This is a genomic window from Limosilactobacillus reuteri subsp. porcinus, assembly GCF_036621895.1.
Taxonomy (GTDB): Bacteria; Bacillota; Bacilli; order Lactobacillales; family Lactobacillaceae; genus Limosilactobacillus; species Limosilactobacillus reuteri_J.
Genome location: NZ_LN887349.1, coordinates 1 through 16622, shown reverse-complemented (window position 1 = coordinate 16622; position 16622 = coordinate 1). Strand labels below are relative to the sequence as shown.

17 protein-coding genes and 3 pseudogenes are annotated in these 16622 nt (G+C 35.0%); 12 read left to right on the top strand and 8 right to left on the bottom strand.

The annotated features are described in order from the left end of the window. The first annotated feature begins 157 nt into the window (after window positions 1-157). The gene (locus AACL61_RS02215) at window positions 158-892 is read left to right on the top strand and encodes a plasmid pRiA4b ORF-3 family protein (protein ID WP_339110926.1); all 735 of its coding nucleotides are present in this window, start codon (window positions 158-160) and stop codon (window positions 890-892) included. A 421-nt stretch (window positions 893-1313) separates the two neighbouring features. Here the strand turns inward: AACL61_RS02215 and AACL61_RS02210 are convergent, their stop codons facing one another. The 4 genes and pseudogenes from AACL61_RS02210 to AACL61_RS02195 form a co-directional block, all read right to left on the bottom strand. After that, window positions 1314-1700: a DUF3021 domain-containing protein gene (locus AACL61_RS02210; RefSeq protein WP_003664455.1), complete on the bottom strand. Its 387-nt coding sequence runs from the start codon at window positions 1698-1700 to the stop codon at window positions 1314-1316. A 1-nt stretch (window position 1701) separates the two neighbouring features. Continuing rightward, window positions 1702-2154: a LytTR family DNA-binding domain-containing protein gene (locus AACL61_RS02205; RefSeq protein WP_102815863.1), complete on the bottom strand. Its 453-nt coding sequence runs from the start codon at window positions 2152-2154 to the stop codon at window positions 1702-1704. Between the two features lie 2 nt (window positions 2155-2156). Further along, the gene (locus tag AACL61_RS02200) at window positions 2157-3008 is read right to left on the bottom strand and encodes an ABC transporter permease (RefSeq protein ID WP_339110925.1); all 852 of its coding nucleotides are present in this window, start codon (window positions 3006-3008) and stop codon (window positions 2157-2159) included. Window position 3009: 1 nt separating this feature from the next. Then, a pseudogene (locus AACL61_RS02195) lies at window positions 3010-3861 on the bottom strand (ABC transporter ATP-binding protein). 291 nt (window positions 3862-4152) lie between these two features. Here AACL61_RS02195 and AACL61_RS02190 point away from each other — a divergent pair. From AACL61_RS02190 to AACL61_RS02170, 5 genes are all read left to right on the top strand, one after another. After that, window positions 4153-4476: a multidrug transporter gene (locus AACL61_RS02190; RefSeq protein WP_339110924.1), complete on the top strand. Its 324-nt coding sequence runs from the start codon at window positions 4153-4155 to the stop codon at window positions 4474-4476. A 61-nt stretch (window positions 4477-4537) separates the two neighbouring features. Further along, on the top strand, window positions 4538-7300 hold the full coding sequence (locus tag AACL61_RS02185; RefSeq protein ID WP_339110923.1) for a TOTE conflict system archaeo-eukaryotic primase domain-containing protein: 2763 nt from the start codon (window positions 4538-4540) through the stop codon (window positions 7298-7300). Between the two features lie 195 nt (window positions 7301-7495). Further along, window positions 7496-7795 carry a DnaA ATPase domain-containing protein gene (locus tag AACL61_RS02180; RefSeq protein WP_339110922.1) on the top strand — a complete coding sequence of 100 codons (300 nt, stop codon included), beginning with the start codon at window positions 7496-7498 and terminating at the stop codon, window positions 7793-7795. A 135-nt stretch (window positions 7796-7930) separates the two neighbouring features. Next, window positions 7931-8599, top strand: coding sequence for a hypothetical protein (locus AACL61_RS02175; RefSeq protein ID WP_339110921.1), 669 nt, complete (start codon window positions 7931-7933; stop codon window positions 8597-8599). 166 nt (window positions 8600-8765) lie between these two features. Beyond that, window positions 8766-9323, top strand: a complete 558-nt coding sequence (locus AACL61_RS02170; protein WP_102815867.1) for a hypothetical protein — start codon at window positions 8766-8768, stop codon at window positions 9321-9323. Between the two features lie 178 nt (window positions 9324-9501). Here the strand turns inward: AACL61_RS02170 and AACL61_RS02165 are convergent, their stop codons facing one another. Together AACL61_RS02165 and AACL61_RS02160 are read right to left on the bottom strand one after the other, a co-directional pair. Then, on the bottom strand, window positions 9502-10356 hold the full coding sequence (locus AACL61_RS02165) for an Rpn family recombination-promoting nuclease/putative transposase (RefSeq protein ID WP_339110920.1): 855 nt from the start codon (window positions 10354-10356) through the stop codon (window positions 9502-9504). Window positions 10357-10434: 78 nt separating this feature from the next. Then, a complete protein-coding gene (locus tag AACL61_RS02160) occupies window positions 10435-11616 on the bottom strand; it encodes an ammonium transporter (RefSeq protein WP_339110919.1) in 1182 nt (393 codons plus the stop codon). Between the two features lie 225 nt (window positions 11617-11841). Between AACL61_RS02160 and AACL61_RS02155 the strand changes: the two are divergent. The 5 genes and pseudogenes from AACL61_RS02155 to AACL61_RS02135 all read left to right on the top strand — a co-directional run bounded on the left by AACL61_RS02155 (window position 11842) and on the right by AACL61_RS02135 (window position 15618). After that, a pseudogene (locus tag AACL61_RS02155) lies at window positions 11842-13172 on the top strand (dihydrolipoyl dehydrogenase family protein). 143 nt (window positions 13173-13315) lie between these two features. Next, window positions 13316-13798 carry a GNAT family N-acetyltransferase gene (locus AACL61_RS02150; RefSeq protein ID WP_339110918.1) on the top strand — a complete coding sequence of 161 codons (483 nt, stop codon included), beginning with the start codon at window positions 13316-13318 and terminating at the stop codon, window positions 13796-13798. Window positions 13799-13868: 70 nt separating this feature from the next. Further along, window positions 13869-14408, top strand: coding sequence for a hypothetical protein (locus AACL61_RS02145; RefSeq protein WP_003664443.1), 540 nt, complete (start codon window positions 13869-13871; stop codon window positions 14406-14408). A gap of 83 nt (window positions 14409-14491) precedes the next feature. Continuing rightward, window positions 14492-15145 (top strand): nitroreductase, encoded by a 654-nt coding sequence (locus AACL61_RS02140; RefSeq protein ID WP_003668710.1) that lies wholly within the window; start codon window positions 14492-14494, stop codon window positions 15143-15145. Window positions 15146-15159: 14 nt separating this feature from the next. Continuing rightward, complete coding sequence (locus AACL61_RS02135) at window positions 15160-15618, top strand: methylated-DNA--[protein]-cysteine S-methyltransferase (protein ID WP_003668708.1); 459 nt, start codon at window positions 15160-15162, stop codon at window positions 15616-15618. A gap of 54 nt (window positions 15619-15672) precedes the next feature. Here AACL61_RS02135 and AACL61_RS02130 read toward each other — a convergent pair. Continuing rightward, window positions 15673-15858 (bottom strand): annotated as a pseudogene (locus AACL61_RS02130) (LLM class flavin-dependent oxidoreductase); the annotation flags it as partial. Window positions 15859-15905: 47 nt separating this feature from the next. Continuing rightward, entirely contained in the window at window positions 15906-16355 is a 450-nt protein-coding gene (gene tnpA / locus AACL61_RS02125; protein ID WP_339110917.1) for an IS200/IS605 family transposase, read from the bottom strand. A gap of 74 nt (window positions 16356-16429) precedes the next feature. Here tnpA and AACL61_RS02120 point away from each other — a divergent pair. Beyond that, window positions 16430-16622: helix-turn-helix domain-containing protein (locus tag AACL61_RS02120; RefSeq protein ID WP_339110916.1), on the top strand; the 193-nt coding region annotated here is incomplete at its 3' end.

The following is a 16622-nucleotide window of genomic DNA, read 5'->3' as shown; positions in this document are numbered from 1 at the left end:
AAATTGACATTTCGGGTTAAAAAATAAAATTTGCACGGTCACTACTAACCTAGTTGCGCCAAACATCTTTTTCGCTGGAACGTTAGATCAAATTGATGAGGATCTTCTTTCTGTTACGTTATCCAATTTTTATGTTTGTCTAAGTCACACAGGGATCGTGAGCCAATCAGCTGCTAGGGATGTTGCAGACTATCTAGATACAAGCTACGATATTATCTATGGAGAACCGGAATTAGCTGTGCCAGAAGATGACTATCAAGATAAATTTATTCAGCAGTTGCTTGACGAACTAGCTCCAGCACAAGCAGATATACCAACGAATGTTGGCAACCGTCAGTTGATTAACCCGCAAAACTATGGTCAAGCGTATGTAATTACTGCTAAATTAGCTGATTTTAAACCGCTAGCAAGCCGTACGTTCGTGATTAAGGGTAGTAGTACAATTGAGGAACTCGCTGAAACAGTGATTTTGATGTTTCATGGTAACTTGGTACACTTGTATGATGCAATTAATGAACAGACTCAGGAATTTTATACTCAGTCAGAAGATTTTGTGCCAGGCGGGATGACAAAAGTTAAGCTTGATCTAGCAACGGTCTCATTATTAAATGAAAAAGATAAATTAACTATTCATTATGACTATGGGGACGGCTGGGAGTTTAAACTTCATGTCCAAAAAATTCAACCAGTTACTAATGAGGAGCTACCACATGTTCAAAAAGCCCGTGGTTACGGTATTATTGAAGATGTTGGTGGTGTCGGTGCTTTAGAGCAGTATTATGATGATTACCAAAAAGGGCAAGTTGATCCTGACTTTTTAGACTGGTTAGGTGGAGAACCAATTGACCTTGATACTGTGGACATCAACGAATTAAACCAGTTAATTAAATGATTCGCCTCACTATTTTTGTAAGAGGTGTAAGGTAACGGATATACGGAAATCTTTGTCAGCCTTCAATGAGATAATAATGGCGATCATTGCATTGAAAACTTAACCTTAAATAGTTAAATTAACCACTTCACCATCTTTGAACGTGAACTTTATGTAACGTTGAAAGATGGTGATTCTTTCTATTTTGAACTAACTAGTCGAGTATTCTATGTTCTATTTCGATAGTCAAGTAGGCGTTTGTAAGGTAATCGTGTACTTAACGTTTTATATAAAAGAAAAGTGTTAAGGGAGGCAGCAAAATGACAGATCGACAAGCAAATGTGAAACTAAGAAGTTATCAAACATCTGATTGTATGGACATTAACCTATACAAAAATCATCACCTCATTTTAGTAACGAAGCGATGATTGCGATACAAAATTTATTTTTGCCTGTTTCTAATTTGCTTATTAATTCGATTAATATGTTGCTCTTCTAACAAACGAATAAAAAGCCAAATAGCGATATAGACGATAATGAAAATTACAATGGTTTGCCAATTAAGAGGCCAGTGATTGATTAGCATCATTACAGAATATAGAATAAAGGTCCCGATTAGGTGAATAACGAGAGCGATCGAATACGGTAGTTCTGTTTGAAAGACAAAACTTAATTCCCCGATCAATCCACTAATAATGAACACTGTAATGACACTAGTAGTAGAAACAGTCATATTATGTGTGAGAAATGCAATAATTGCGAGATAAGTAATAGATCCATAACCCATCCCGCGAATAAAGTAACGGATACCCCTTTTTAAATTTATCATTTTATAGTCCCAATCTTCTTTCTAACTCTGGTAGATATTTCCGTGAAACATCGGCACGTTGATCAAAATTTAATTTAGCAATCATATTGCCAGTAAATCCAGCTTCTAGGGAAAGTAAATGATTTAAATTAATAATGCCGTGTTTTGATACTTGAACAAAATTTTCGTTAAGCCTTGTTAATACTTGATATAGTCGTCCGTTTGCTTGAATTACATCGCTTTTTGTATAAAAAGAGAGGATGTTTTTGGTTACCTCTACCTTGATAAGCTCTATTTGCTTTATAGTTAAAATCCTATCTTCTGTTTTTATTGGGATTAAAGAGCTACTTTTTTGATCATACTTATCTAAATAATTAAGCAGGTTAATAACTTTGTCGTTTTTAGTAACAGCGTTCACAGTAATATTAAGATCGTCAGGACCTAGTAATGGATCTGACTGAAAATGAATTTGCACAATTAACTCTTCCTCTGATATCGATTTGCCCAAACGGCTCCAAGACCTATTAAAACTATAGACATTCCCACAATCATTAATGCATTACTATAATTATTTAACTGATAACCATGAATCTTGAAGTGGATACCCAGATATTCAATCATTTGGTACCGACTGGATGGCGGTAAAAATTTTTTGCTTAGTTTATTTAGCAGAAGGCTTCGCAAGCTAGCAGCCTCATAACTACTTGGAAATAATTTTACTACAAATTGTGCTGATTTGGATAATGTTCCATAGGGCATATAAGTAGCGATCATAAATCCGGAAGCTGCGCCAATTATGGCAGAAAGGCGGCTAAAAGTCGTAGAAGAATGGATTAGGTCAACAATAATTAAATTAACAGCACTTGCGCCAATTGCACCTAAAACAATAAAAAATAATCCGGGAAGCAATGCAGTAGTTGGAATAGTAATACTATCTACTAAAATAAAGTAAACTGCCATGATGAAGAATGTAATAATCTGCATTAATGTGCTAATAAATATTGTTGCAGTTAAATAGCTACAATTAATTTGGAACGGTGTCAAATCAGTTAGACTTAAATCATCCCATGTTCGGCTTTCTCGATCTTTGACTAATTGTCCAAGAGCTTGAAATGAAGTGGTAATGCCGGCGATGGCGACAATTCCACTAATCATCCATAAACCTAACATTTCCTTTGTATGAGGCAATGATTGCAATGAAGATATCAGGTTTTGCTGCAAAAAACCAATATAAATAAAGAATGAAATTAAAGCACCAAGGCAAGACATCAAGACACCAATCTTATTAGCAAAGTAAATCTTTAAGTTTCTTTTAATTAACGCAATCATATTATTGAAGCTCCTTTCCGGTAATTTTGACAAAAGCATCGTTAATTGAACCGGGGGTATATGAGAAGTTAATGATATACTCTTGATTGCTATGTAGTAATGTAATAACTTCTGAACAATTAAGGCTATCAAAAGAAAATTTTTGAGGTGTTAATTGTTTCTCAGAGTAGTTAGTTTGTAGCTTATGTCCATTTGTTGTAACCACTAATTTAGTTGGTGCATAATGTTGTTTAATATCGGTTGCTGAGCCAGAAACTAAAATTTTGCCGTTTTCTAAGATATACATTTGATCGGCATTTTCGGCTTCTTCTAAGTAATGAGTTGTTAGAAAAATGGTTAGACCATGTTCCTTTTGTAGCTTTTGAAGGAGGTTCCAAATAACAAGTCGCGTTTGTAAATCCAATCCAGTTGTCGGTTCGTCAAGGAAAAGAATATCTGGGTCGGTAATCAAGGCACGAGTGATATCAACCCTGCGTCGCTGTCCACCAGATAATGTTCCATAGCGCTGATTTAGAAAATGGGTGAGGCCCATTAGGCTAATTAACTGGTGAACTCATTCAGTATGATCTTCATGATATAAGTTTGATCTAAAGTTAAGATTATCTTTAACTGAAAGCTCTTTATCGAGAATGCTATCTTGGAAGACAACGCCAATTTTTATTCCTTGACGGCGTGCGATCATCCCGGAGGTTGGCGTCATTAAACCAGTAAGAAGATTGATAGTAGTTGATTTCCCTGCACCATTAGTACCTAGATAAGCAATTAATTGACCACGATCGATCTGTAAATTTATGTTATCTAGAGCTAATTTTGTTCCGTATCTTTTAGTAAGATTATTTGCCTTAATTAACATGATTAAAATGCCTCCTAATATATTTGATAGTGTGAATATATCAGTAAAAACAATATTTGTGATTGATAGAAAGATAAGTGGTTAATATATGAATATGAAATGCAATTATGGTTAACTAAAAATAACACCCAAATTCGAAGAGCTGAGTGCTATGTAAACTTTAATACCATCTTTGAATGTGGATTCATGTTAGAGTAGGATTAGGCTTTGGTGTTGGTATAAGGCGCAAAAGAAGTTGAATTTCATAAAACAATTTATCGTATAATTAAAGTAAAAACGAGGTAAGAAGAAATGAATGATATCTCTAAAAGCGATTGGCAATTATTCAACAAGCTGCTTCCAAAATGGCAAGAAAGATATATGAATCGCCTTAATCAGGAATACAAAAGAATATTAGATGGTGATGGTTCGGCAGCGAATAAATTTTGGAAGCTGGAAAAACAAATAAAGGCGGATCGAAAATCGCCCGGGGTGCTTGTTGAAGTATCGAAAAGATCCATGTTTCAGACTTTATTGCAGCTGTTATCAGAGAATGTAATTACAGATGAAGATTTAACCGGCCTCAGTAAAGAATTAAGAGATGATATTAATACTGTTATTAAACGATTTGACTAATCTAAAGTTTCGAGAATCTTGATGGGTAATAATAGCAGCTAGCTAAATGGAGTTAAACTACATGGAAATAGGTAAAGAATACGCGTTAAATAACGGTGATATCATTACCGTTACTCAAGCATATTGGCATTACGAAACTAAAGAAAAATTTTACTCAATTACCACTGATAAAGGGACAGATTGGATTATTAGTGAACAGAAATTATTAAGTCTTATAGCTAAGAAAAGAACAACTGGTGAAAAACTAGCATTATATGCTGATTATTTTGCAGGTCGTCCTGATGTATTTGCTCAAAAGTGGAGTAATGGTAAAGGATATAGTCCAGCATTAAAAAATTGGCGAAGCTTTTATCAATTGCGAAATAATAAAGAAGCATTGTCAAAATTGAAGAAACAATATCTTCCTTATTCTAGGAAAGTAATTTATGAGCAGATTTCTTCTTCAGATAAATATCATCGTTACGGGATCTATCCTTTATTAAAAGATGATAAAACAAAGTTATTAGTTTTTGATTTTGATAAACATCAATCAACCGCTGAACCTTATAAAATGACTAAGGCAGTAATTAAGACTTGCCAAAAATATGATCTTAACTGTCTTCCTGAAATATCATCATCTGGTAATAGTTATCATCTGTGGATATTTTTTAGTCAACCAATTGCGGCAAGTACAGCTAGGTTTCTTGGTAAATTGATTTTAGTAGAGTCGATGATTACTAGTGAAAGTCTTGATTTGTCATCATTTGATCGTATGATTCCTAATCAAGATCGATTACCTGAAAAAGGATTTGGAAATTTGATTGCTTTGCCATTAAAATGGAGTGATGTAAAAGAGAAAAAGTCTATTTTTACTGATAATAATCTTCAGCCTTTAGCACTGTCACAGTTATTTGACCAATTAGAAAACACAAAAAAGTATAGTGAAGAAGAAGTAAAAAATTTCATTAGTCAAATTACTAAAGATCTGAAAATTCTAAAGGGCGAAAACTCTAGATTAATTATCCCGTTTTTGCAAAATTTTCCTAAAAAAGTTGAAGGCTTTATTGCTGGGGAAATACTTATTAATCGTCAAAATTTAACGCGTCAAGAGCAATTATCATTATTAAACTTAGCTACTTTTAGTAATCCAGAATATATTAAGAGACAAAGAATGCGCATGCCTGTGTGGGATGTTCCATCAATTTTAACAGCAGCAAAAATTGATGGTAAATATTTACGATTGCCACGAGGAGTAGAGTCGTCATTAAAAGATAATTGTCATAGTTATTTAAAAGAACAATTTACTCTGTCCAAAGCGTTGAATGTTGAATTTACAGGTACCCTACGGCCGCAACAAGAAGAAGCAGTAAATAAAATTGATAAAAATAAATTGGGGATGCTGTGTGCTCATACTGGATTTGGAAAAACAGTTGTTGGATGTGCGCTAATTGCAAGGCGTAAAGCAAGAACATTGATTATTGTGTCTACCGTTAACATCGCTAATCAATGGCGAGATGCTGCTTTAAGATTTTTGAAAATTAAGGATGTGCCATATAAAGAATTAACTAAGACTGGACGATGCGTTAAGAAAAAACAAATTGAAATTATTTCTGGAACTCGTAATCATCCTTCAAAATTAGTCGATATCATTAATATTCGTAAATTAATCCATTTATCAGCTATTGAGCGTACAAAACTATTTCAAGACTATGAACAAATAATTGTTGATGAATGCCATCATATTTCTGCGGTAACCTTTGAAAAAACTTTAGTAGAAGCAAACACACGATATGTTCTGGGGTTAACAGCAACGCCCGAAAGAAAAGATGGATTAGAAAATTTTATGTATTATCGTTGTGGAAATATTATCTACCAAGCTCAAGATAGTGAAAAAGAATATTTGATTTCTCGTTATATATATCCGCGTTATAATAGTTCTCTTGAAGCTAAAAGTAAATTAGAACGTGATACTTATGCGCAAAAGATAAGGTTGATTGCTGAAAATAATGACCGTAATGATCAAATAGTAAAGGACGCACTCCAAGCATTGTCTGAAGGAAGACATATTTTATTGTTGAGTGAACGAATTAAACATCTTAATGAACTTTACGCAAAACTAAAGCAGAAAAATAGCAAAGTATATTTGACTACTGGAACACAAAAATTATCCATTAAGTTATCAAAAATTAAAGACCCATATATTCTTTTGTCGACTGGCAAATATGTGGGAGAAGGATTTGATTTACCAAGTTTAGATACATTATTTTTAACGTTACCTTTTTCTTGGAAAGGTAATACAAAGCAATATCTTGGTCGATTAGAACGAAGCCTAGATAAAAAAGACGAATTACGTGTATATGATTATGTTGATATTGCTGATGAGACATTTGCAAAGATGTATCGGAAGAGGGTAAGAGTCTATAAGCAACAAGGATATAGTTTTGTCCATAGTAAGCAATGGAATAGTTATTCAACTGCTTACTATACTAAAAATGACTATTTGCAGGTATGGAGACAAGATCTAGCTAATGCTAAGAAAGCCTTTATTTGTTTAAAAAGGATTAATCAAAAACAAATTGAAATGTTGAATGAAATGGTAAAATTTAGTCAGATTTCCCTTACTTTGGATAAAAAGCAGAGAAATTGTGACTATAAACTTTTATCAAATAAAGTCGATTTTAAGTTAAAAGAACAAATTGGTAATAATATTTGTGTTTTTGATCAAAAAATTTGTTGGTATGGTGATTTAAACTTTGGGGGAAATTCTTATAAGAATTCATCAGCTATTCGATTAGTAAATACTGAATTAGCTAAAAAGATTACTAGTTCTAAATATCAAATATGATGAAATGAGTATCACTTTTATTAGAGTAGAAAATTAGATTGATAAAAAAAACAAGTAATTTCTAACTTTTTTAGAGAAGGGAGTTACCTGGCTTTTTACACATATAAAATTTAAGATATAAACAGATATAAAACTTGAGTAAAGATATAAACAGATATAAAATTAAATTAGAAATATAAAATAGAGGAAAAGAATATGAAAAATCCTTTTAATCCAAGTTTTGGTATTCAACCAACTGTGTTATTAGATCGCGAAGAAGTACAATCAAAATTGGTTAAAGACATTAAAGCGCTTGATACTCCTTATCGAACTACTTTGATTTATGGAAATCGTGGAGTTGGAAAAACAGTTTTTATGAATTCTGTTGGAAAGCAGATTGATCAAGATCCGACGTGGATAACTATTCACTTAATTATTGGAGATAATATGGTGGGACGTTTGGCTGAAATGATTTACCAACAATCAACAAATAAAATCAAAAAAGTATTCGACTAACTCTCCGATATTAATTTTGAAATAGGCGGATTAGGCTTAAAATTCACTCTTAATGATAAACAAACATCAAATTATCAACTTGTATTAAAAAAAATGTTAAAAATATTAGACAAAAATAACCAGAAAGTATTGGTAATGATTGATGAAGCTCAAGAGGTAACGGGAATGGTTGAATTAGCATCAGTATATCAAGTCATGATTAGTGAGGGGTTACCAATCTCAATAATCATGACTGGATTACCCAAAAATGTTCAAGAATTGCAAAATAATCATGTATTAACTTTCTTATTACGTAGTGGAAGAATAAGTCCTTCTCCACTGAATTACTATGATATCAGAGCGCAATACCAACAAGCATTGAAAGTACGAGATCCGGAAATTTCGCCAGAAGTGGTTCGTCGCGCCGCTCTTCTTTCAGACGGATATGCATATGCCTTTCAATTGCTTGGTTATCTTTTATGGGAATCACCGGATAAACACATTACGATGAAAACTATAGATAGTATCCAGCCAGAGTATCAAGCCCAATTAAGTCGAAATGCTTATAGTAAGATGCTTGAAGAATTATCTATTATGGATCAGCAATTTGTTATTACTATGGCTAAAGCTTCTGAGTACCCTGTTTCAACTAGTTGCTTAAGAACAAAATTAAAGAAAAAGCCTGGTTATATTGGAATGTATCGTCGGCGGTTAATGGATAGTCAACTCATAACACCAGCAGGATATGGAAAGCTAAAATTTACGCTGCCATTATTTAAGCAATTTTTACTTGATGATGGTCAGTATTTAGTTAATTATAGTTAATAATTTTAAGAAGAATGTTTATCTTTTATGAATATCCTATAACCAATTCTCTAAAAAATAATTAATCCCGTTGAAGGTACCTATCTATCGCTATGGTGATTTTATATAATGAATTTGGAAACGTTTTTGTTAAAAATCGAAAGTTCAAAGATAAGGGAGGCCAGTTATGAACAGAAATCAACATCGGAAGCCGTTTTATCGTCGACCATGGTTATGGATAATAGTTATTTTATTATTAATTGGTAGCGGATGGTTCATTAGTAGTCGTAATCAGGCACAGGAGACTCAAGAGGATGCAGTAGTTAAAACAACTAAAGAATCGGATAAGAAGAAAAAATCGACAAAAGAATCTAAAAATAAAGAAAAAACTAGTTCTGTCATCAAATCTTCCAGCAGTAAGGAAAGTCAACGGGGGTCTTCGATAATCGGCCAGCAATCTCAGCAACCGAATGATGAGAAGAGCTATTCAAATAATAGTAGTCCAACGATTCCTTCAACAACTCAACAGCCTAATGATGGAAATACAGCCCCCGCGAGTGGTAAAGAACCAGAGCCGTGGGTTGATCCGGATAACTATGAACCAAATTCAATTATTGGTGATCGTTCAACAATGTATTGCTACTTACCGGGGCAATATCCATATCCTGGGATTGCTCCTGAAAATGTCGTTTATTTTGATTCATTAGCTGATGCTCAGGCAGCTGGATATCGGACCCATCAATAAAAGAGCTGTGACATAAGTTAGGTCACTTCCATAAAATACGAACAGCGCAGTACAACAATGGCCTTCAGCGTCCGGCAAAGTCGAACGCTGAAGGCCTATTGTTGCTTGCGGGGGCTCCCAGAGGCTAGCTTCGCGTCGAAAAACGAAGTCACGAGTGACTTCTGTCTCGCTCCCTTTATTAACCGAGAAACTTATCATATTCATCATCAGTTAAATTATATTTTTCCATAACTTTTTGTTTAATGATCTCTGGTTTAATATTGAGTTCATAGAGAGAGTCAATTAACTTTTTAATATCTTCCCTTTTTGCTTTTGCCATTCCTTCTTCTCGTGCTTCCATTTTAGCGTCCATCAAGTTTAATTCGTACTTCATAAAGCCATTTCTCCTTTCTGGATCTTGTTTGACTTTATCAATTTCGTCTTGAATCTGTGCAATAAATCTATTCTTATTGTCGCCTTGATTGCACATTAAAGCAAGGAAGTTCTTAATCGGTTCATCATTTTTATCAAATTTTTTAGCAAGAGCATTGAAGATAACGACTGTCCGATTATCACCAAATTTCAAGTTATGGTCTCTAGTACAAGTAAGATTAAATTCATATCGTGCCCATCCCTGCTTAAAATAATCAAAATTACAAAACATAATAATATAAGTAGGGTAATTATTGAGTACTGAGTAATTATTTTCAGGTCTTAATAGCTCATGATCAACCTGTTCTTGGTAATAACGTAACCGTGCTGGTATGTTATTTTGATTATTAACTTGCATCTCAATGACAATGATATTATTTTTATTATCACGAACATAAACGTCAAAGCGAACACGATGGGCACTAACAATATTAATATCTTTTTGGGTGTCTAACTGGATAATCTGTTTTGCTTTAATGTTTGGCAGGGCTTTATTAATTAACTCTAAACAAATTTCTTTATTTTGCATTATTAGTCCAAACATTGGATCACTAGTAATTGTCATCTTTTGCCATTTGTCATAGATTAAGGCAATTTGTTCTTCTCGTGATAGATTATTCATAAATTTACTCCTTATGTTATTTTTGCTTCTAAAGGAATATATACGTAAATAATCTAATTTTACAGCAAAAATTTAAGCTCACTTACTTTGAATTGCCGCCAGTTTTTCATTATCAATCGAAACCGGTAAAACAATTGAGAGCAATTTTATTAAGATAATATCCATCCCACCGATAAATATAATTGTCAATAAGGTAACGAAGATTTGAACAAGCAAAAGGTGCAAACCACCACCAAATAAAAGCCCATTAGGTACTAGATGACTGATCTGATGGCTAGCAAAAATACCAGTTGCAATACTTCCCCAGATACCACTAACCCCATGGCAACCGAATGCATCAACAACATCATCAATTGGCAGTTGTGGTTTGATCTTAGTAATAAAGTATTGGCTAACGATTGTACCGACTATTCCAATAATCATTGAACCACCTAGTGTAACGTAGCCTGCTCCAGGAGTGATTGCTACTAAACCGGTAATTGCACCATTACAGACTCCAGCAAGGGTAACATGATTAAACTGATAACGATCCAATAACATCCATGTTACCATTGCACTTGAACATGAGATGGTCGTTGTTAACATGGCTTGCACGGCCGTATCATTAACGGCGAGGGCCGAACCAGCGTTAAAGCCATACCAACCAATCCATAAAAGGGCTGTTCCAATTAATACCCACGATAAATTATTGCGTTGAGAATGAACATCTTTCCGTCGACCAACCCAGGCTGAAAGGATTAAGGCCGTTATCCCCGCATTTACATGAACAACTAATCCACCAGCAAAGTCAACTGCCCCTAATCTTGCCAATAGTCCATGTGGAGTCCAAACCATATGGACAAGGGGGTAGTAAACAAAGATAGACCAGCAAATGGTAAACATTACTAAAAAATTAAAGCGTCCGTGGCCGACGACCGATCCACAAAAGATTGCCGGGGTAATAATTGCAAACATCATCATAAACATTGTATAATCGCCGATTGGAATACCGGTTTTAGTGATAGCATCGATTGGCACATGAATCATTAATACATTATTTAAATTCCCGACTATTCCCCATTGGTTACCGGAAAATGAAAGAGAATAGCCTACTGTAATCCAGAGAATCACGGCTAAGCCACACATCATAAAAACAGTTAGCAACATGTTATTAGCATGGCGCCGATTGACTAGACCACCATAGAAAAAAGCCAGTCCTGGTGTCATCAATAACACGAGAATACTGGCGATCATGATAAATAATGTATTAACTTTTAACATGTAGACCACCTCCTAATAATTAAAGGCTAATCTATCATTCTTGAATGGATCATACAATAGGTTAGACAAAATACTGTTAAATTATTAGTTGAATTCGCTTTCATGATGAAAGAGGATAAGTATTAATTGAGTTTTGATTAATATTTTTATGCGACGAAACAAAACGTTTGTACTATTTTCACTACTTAAGTTACACTTAATTCAATAATGTAAGAATCTGGAAGGATGAACATGAAAAAGTATGATGATATTCTGATCGGATCAGGGCCAGCTGCCTATAAAATGGCTAATCTTTTGGCTAAAACCGACCGTAAAGTATTGGTAATCGAGGGCTTCGAATATGGAGGCACTTGTCCTAATTATGGATGCGAGCCCAAAATTTTTCTGGAGGGAGTAGCCCGGACTGTTCTCCAATCTCAGCAACTTCTTGGTCGAGGGATCAGTCAACCAGCAAAATTAGATTGGAAAGCATTAATGCAGACTAAGCTTAAGCGGTTTGATCCATGGCCAGGTGAAACTCGCGATATTATTAAAAAAAATCATGATATTGAAGACGGCTACGCAAGTTTTGTAGATAACCATACTATTACTGTAAACGGTCATCAATACCAGGCCGATCATATTATCATTGCGACGGGGCAAACACCAAATATTCTGGATATTCCTGGTAAAGAATATCTTCATACCAGTTATGACCTCCTCTCGTTAAAAGAACTTCCACAACGGATTACGATAATCGGTGCTGGCTTTGTGGGCTTAGAGTTAGCAACCCTTGTAGCAGCTGCTGGCGCTGAAGTAACAATCGTTGTTCATTCTGACCGCGTCCTTCGTGAATTTACCAAGGCGGAAGATGAAGCGCTAGTTAATGCGATGAAGCAACGGGGAATAAAATTTAGCTTTAATACTGATACCCAAAAAGTAAGTCAAGGGAAAGATGGCTTGCTCGTTACAACTAATCATGGTGAAGTACAGGCTGACTATGTACTTGATGCAACCGGTCGTCATCCAAATATCGAAAAATTAGCGTTTGAAAATACTGATATTGAATATGATCGTCATGGTATTAATGTCGACGGTCACTTAATGACAACGGTTGACAGTGTGTACGCAGTTGGAGATGTTGTTAATCGGAAACAACCTAAATTAACACCGGTCGCTGAATTTGAGGGTCAATATCTTTTTGACTATTTAACAGGTAAAACGGATCAAGATATTATTTACCCGACAATTGGTCAAGCAGCCTTTACATTCCCAGAGGTTGCCCGTGCCGGTGTTAATCCAGATGATGTCGCTGGTGACTCACAATATCAAGTTAAGACAGTTTCACTAAATATGGTAGCCTTTACGCGGGCCAAAACGATCAAATCAGTACCATTACCTTAGTCTTTAAAGATCAGCAATTGGTAGGGGCAAGTGAAATTGGCGATTATGCGGCTGATGATATTAATAACTTCTTGCCAATTATTGGTTTGAAGATTAATGGGGATGAGTATCGCCAAAAAGTAATGGCGATTTATCCAACGTTAGGTGATAAGGTTGCTGGATTGTTGCCTTAAGTAATGTAAGTGGGAATTAGTCTCCTTAATAAGAAAGTGTGTGCAAACAGTCTTAATAGAAAAAGGAGTTTGAGTAATGAAATTTTCAAAACAGCTTCATCAGCAGTTTCTAACTATCAATAGTATGGATGAGGGATTGTCGAATGACTAATAACGATACAAGGATAGAATTAGTAACGACAGTAACTCCTGAACATTGGGATTTGCTTCTCAGTGCTGATCCAAGTAAGAAATTAGTTCAAAATTATCTGCAATCAGGGATGCTTTTTGCACAGTCTAAAGATGGTCATCCCATTGCTGTAATGGTTTTGCAAGAACTTACATCGGATAAATTAGAAATAAAGAATATTGCTGTTGATCCACGGCTTGAAAATCACGGAATAGCAACCAGGCTATTGCAGGATGCCGTTCACTTTGCAAAGGTACATCATTATCAACAATTGCAAATTGGCACTGGGAGTACGAGCTTTAAGCAGTTATACCTTTACCAGAAAATAGGTTTTCGCGTTACTGGGATTAAAAGGAACTTTTTTGTTAAAAATTACGGACAACCTATTCACGAAAATGGTCTATTGTTACGGGACATGTTGGTGCTAACATTAGCTATCTCAGATTATTATTCCTGAAATTGGCCGTTTCACTATCTTAGTCATATAGTACAATACAAATACAAACTTAAAAGTTAGGGTATTATCAATGACTATATTTGTAATTCTATTAATCTATAAATTCATTAAAGGAACATTTGAATATGAAAAGGTAACACGATTTGAGCTAATAATTATCCCAGTGTATTCTGCAATTATGATGGTCTTGAGCTTAGAAAACGTAAGATCTTTAACGGCAGCTGGACTTACAATTATTCTTCTAATCTTAGGAGCTTCGATTGGCTTTCTACAGGCAAGTAAAACGCAGATTAAAGACACTAATAAACTAGATTCCCATCAACGACCAATTTTGAAGGTTAAAAGGAATTGGCCGTATCTTGTGGGCTGGCTTGTTTCATTTGCAATTGGCATCAGTGTTGAGGTATTTTATGGGGCCCATATTAATGCTACGGAAATATCACATGAACTGTTTGAAGAGGTTCTTAAAGACTTATCCACAATCGCATTTTTCCGTAGTCACAACGCCTGGTTCATCTGGGTGTTAAATGTCGCAACTAGTTTTACTTATGGGGCCTGCTTAATGGTTCGCTATCCCAAGATTAGAGAAGCAGTGCGGCGAAAGAAATAAAGTGACCAATACAAGATCTTATTAAAGTAAACCTAAATATGCTAAACTTTAGTAAGAGTATGTGATTTAGGAGGAGTCATCTAATGGAATTACAAGATGCAATTAATCAACGCCATTCAATTCGTCAATTTACGGACAAACCCGTTGAAAAGAAAATGATTACTAAAATTGTTGAATTAGCTCAACGTGCTCCATCATGGGTAAACTCTCAACCTTGGCAAGTATATTGTGCGATGGGCGATACATTACAAGAAATTAAGAATGCTTATCGTGATCAAGATATTGCAGGTAACCAAGGGAATTCAGATTTGCCAGTGATGAGCCGTGAAGATTGGGCACCGCAAACCCAAGATAATATGAAGCAATGGCGGCATGGAATTGTTCATCATTTTGCTAATTTCGATGAGGCACATGAAAAGATGACAAATGCCAGCAATACTTTATATGATTCGCCAGTAATTCTTTATATTACTATTCCTAAAGCTTCACCAGATTGGTCGATTTTTGATGCGGGCTTATTTGCTGAAAACATCATGTTAGCAGCAACTGCTTATGGTTTAGGAACGATTCCAACCTATAACAGTGTTCGTTTCCCAGCTATTCTTCATCAAACTTTAGATGTGCCAGACGATGAACGGTTTATTGTTGGTATCTCGCTTGGATATTCGGCTGATACGACAATTAATAGCTACCATTCAGAGCGTCGTCCTGTAAATGAAATTTTACATTTTAACTAAAGAGGAAGAGTATAATGATTGCCAGATTTAATTACTTTTCGCCTTTAGGAATAATTAAGATTCAAGCAGATGCGATTGGGATCACTGAAGTAAAATTTGTTGATCAATCTGAAAGGGACAATCTTAATCCTAATTATCCGGCAATTAAAGATGCCGTTAGATGGTTAGATGATTATTTCCTGGGAAATGTTCCTTTAACATATCCCCAGTTCCATTTGAACGGTACAGACTTTCAACAAAGAGTTTGGCAACAATTAAGACAGATTCCTTATGGGACAACGGTGACTTATGGGCAACTAGCTCAGAGACTTAATAGTAGTCCACGGGCAGTAGGGAATGCTGTTGGTAAAAATCCAATTTTACTGTTTATCCCATGTCATCGTATTCTTGGACAAAATGGTAAATTAACGGGCTATAGCGGTGGCCTTGAACGCAAAAAGAAATTGTTAGCAATTGAGAATATTAAGCTCTAGTAATAAAAAGACGTGGGTGAGAAAAAAGTGTTTTTTCCACTCACGTCTATCTTTTTATGCTTTCCATTTAATTGAAAAATCATTCAATTTGCTTTTATCCTTAAAATATTTTTTGACTTTTGGTACAACTTCTTTTCCATAAATTTCAATTGCTTTTAATACATCTTTATGGGGCATTGAGGCAATTGGCAAGTGGAGGTAGAAACGCTTTAAACCAAGCGATTCCATCATTTTAATGATATTCAGCCGGAAATCCCGTGACTTTAGTCATGGGATGGAAGGCCCTATCAAGCTCCGTAAGGAGCTTTTTTCATCTCATTGTATTTTTGATCGTTTATATATTTCTCGACTACTTCTTTACTCATATTACCTAACGTGCTCATGTAGTAACTAGGCGACCATAAATGACCACCCCAGTATTGGGACTGCCGAATTTCCGGGTGTCGATGCAAGAAAATAAAGGCGCTTCTGCCTTTGAGCACTTTGATGGCGCTAGTCGGTGCCTTGCTAGGTGGAAAGTTAATTAAGACATGAACATAGTCAGGCATAACTTCCATTTTCTCAATTACGATTTCGTTATCCTCAGCTACTTGCCATAGGATCTCCTTCATTTCGTTCGATAACTCATCAGTAGTAAAAGTTTTATGACGATATTTAGTAACCCAAATTAGATGGAAATGGAAGTTATAGATATATCGTCTGGTATATACTGCATCTTTGATTTTATCTTTACTCATTTTATTGACCTCTATATTTATTATCATTGACATGTGATACAATATTATTATATCAATAAAGGAGGTGAAATTAAATGAAGTCAATGGCAAAAATAAAATATCATTATGGCCTGAAAATGCGTTGCTATCCTAGTGACCAACAAAAGCAGTTGATTAAAATTAATAGTGACGCTAGTCGCTTTATTTATAACGAAATGGTTGCGATCGGTAAGGAACTAATACAACTTCGCAGAGTTAAGTTGCCAATTGACACAGTTCAGGATCGTA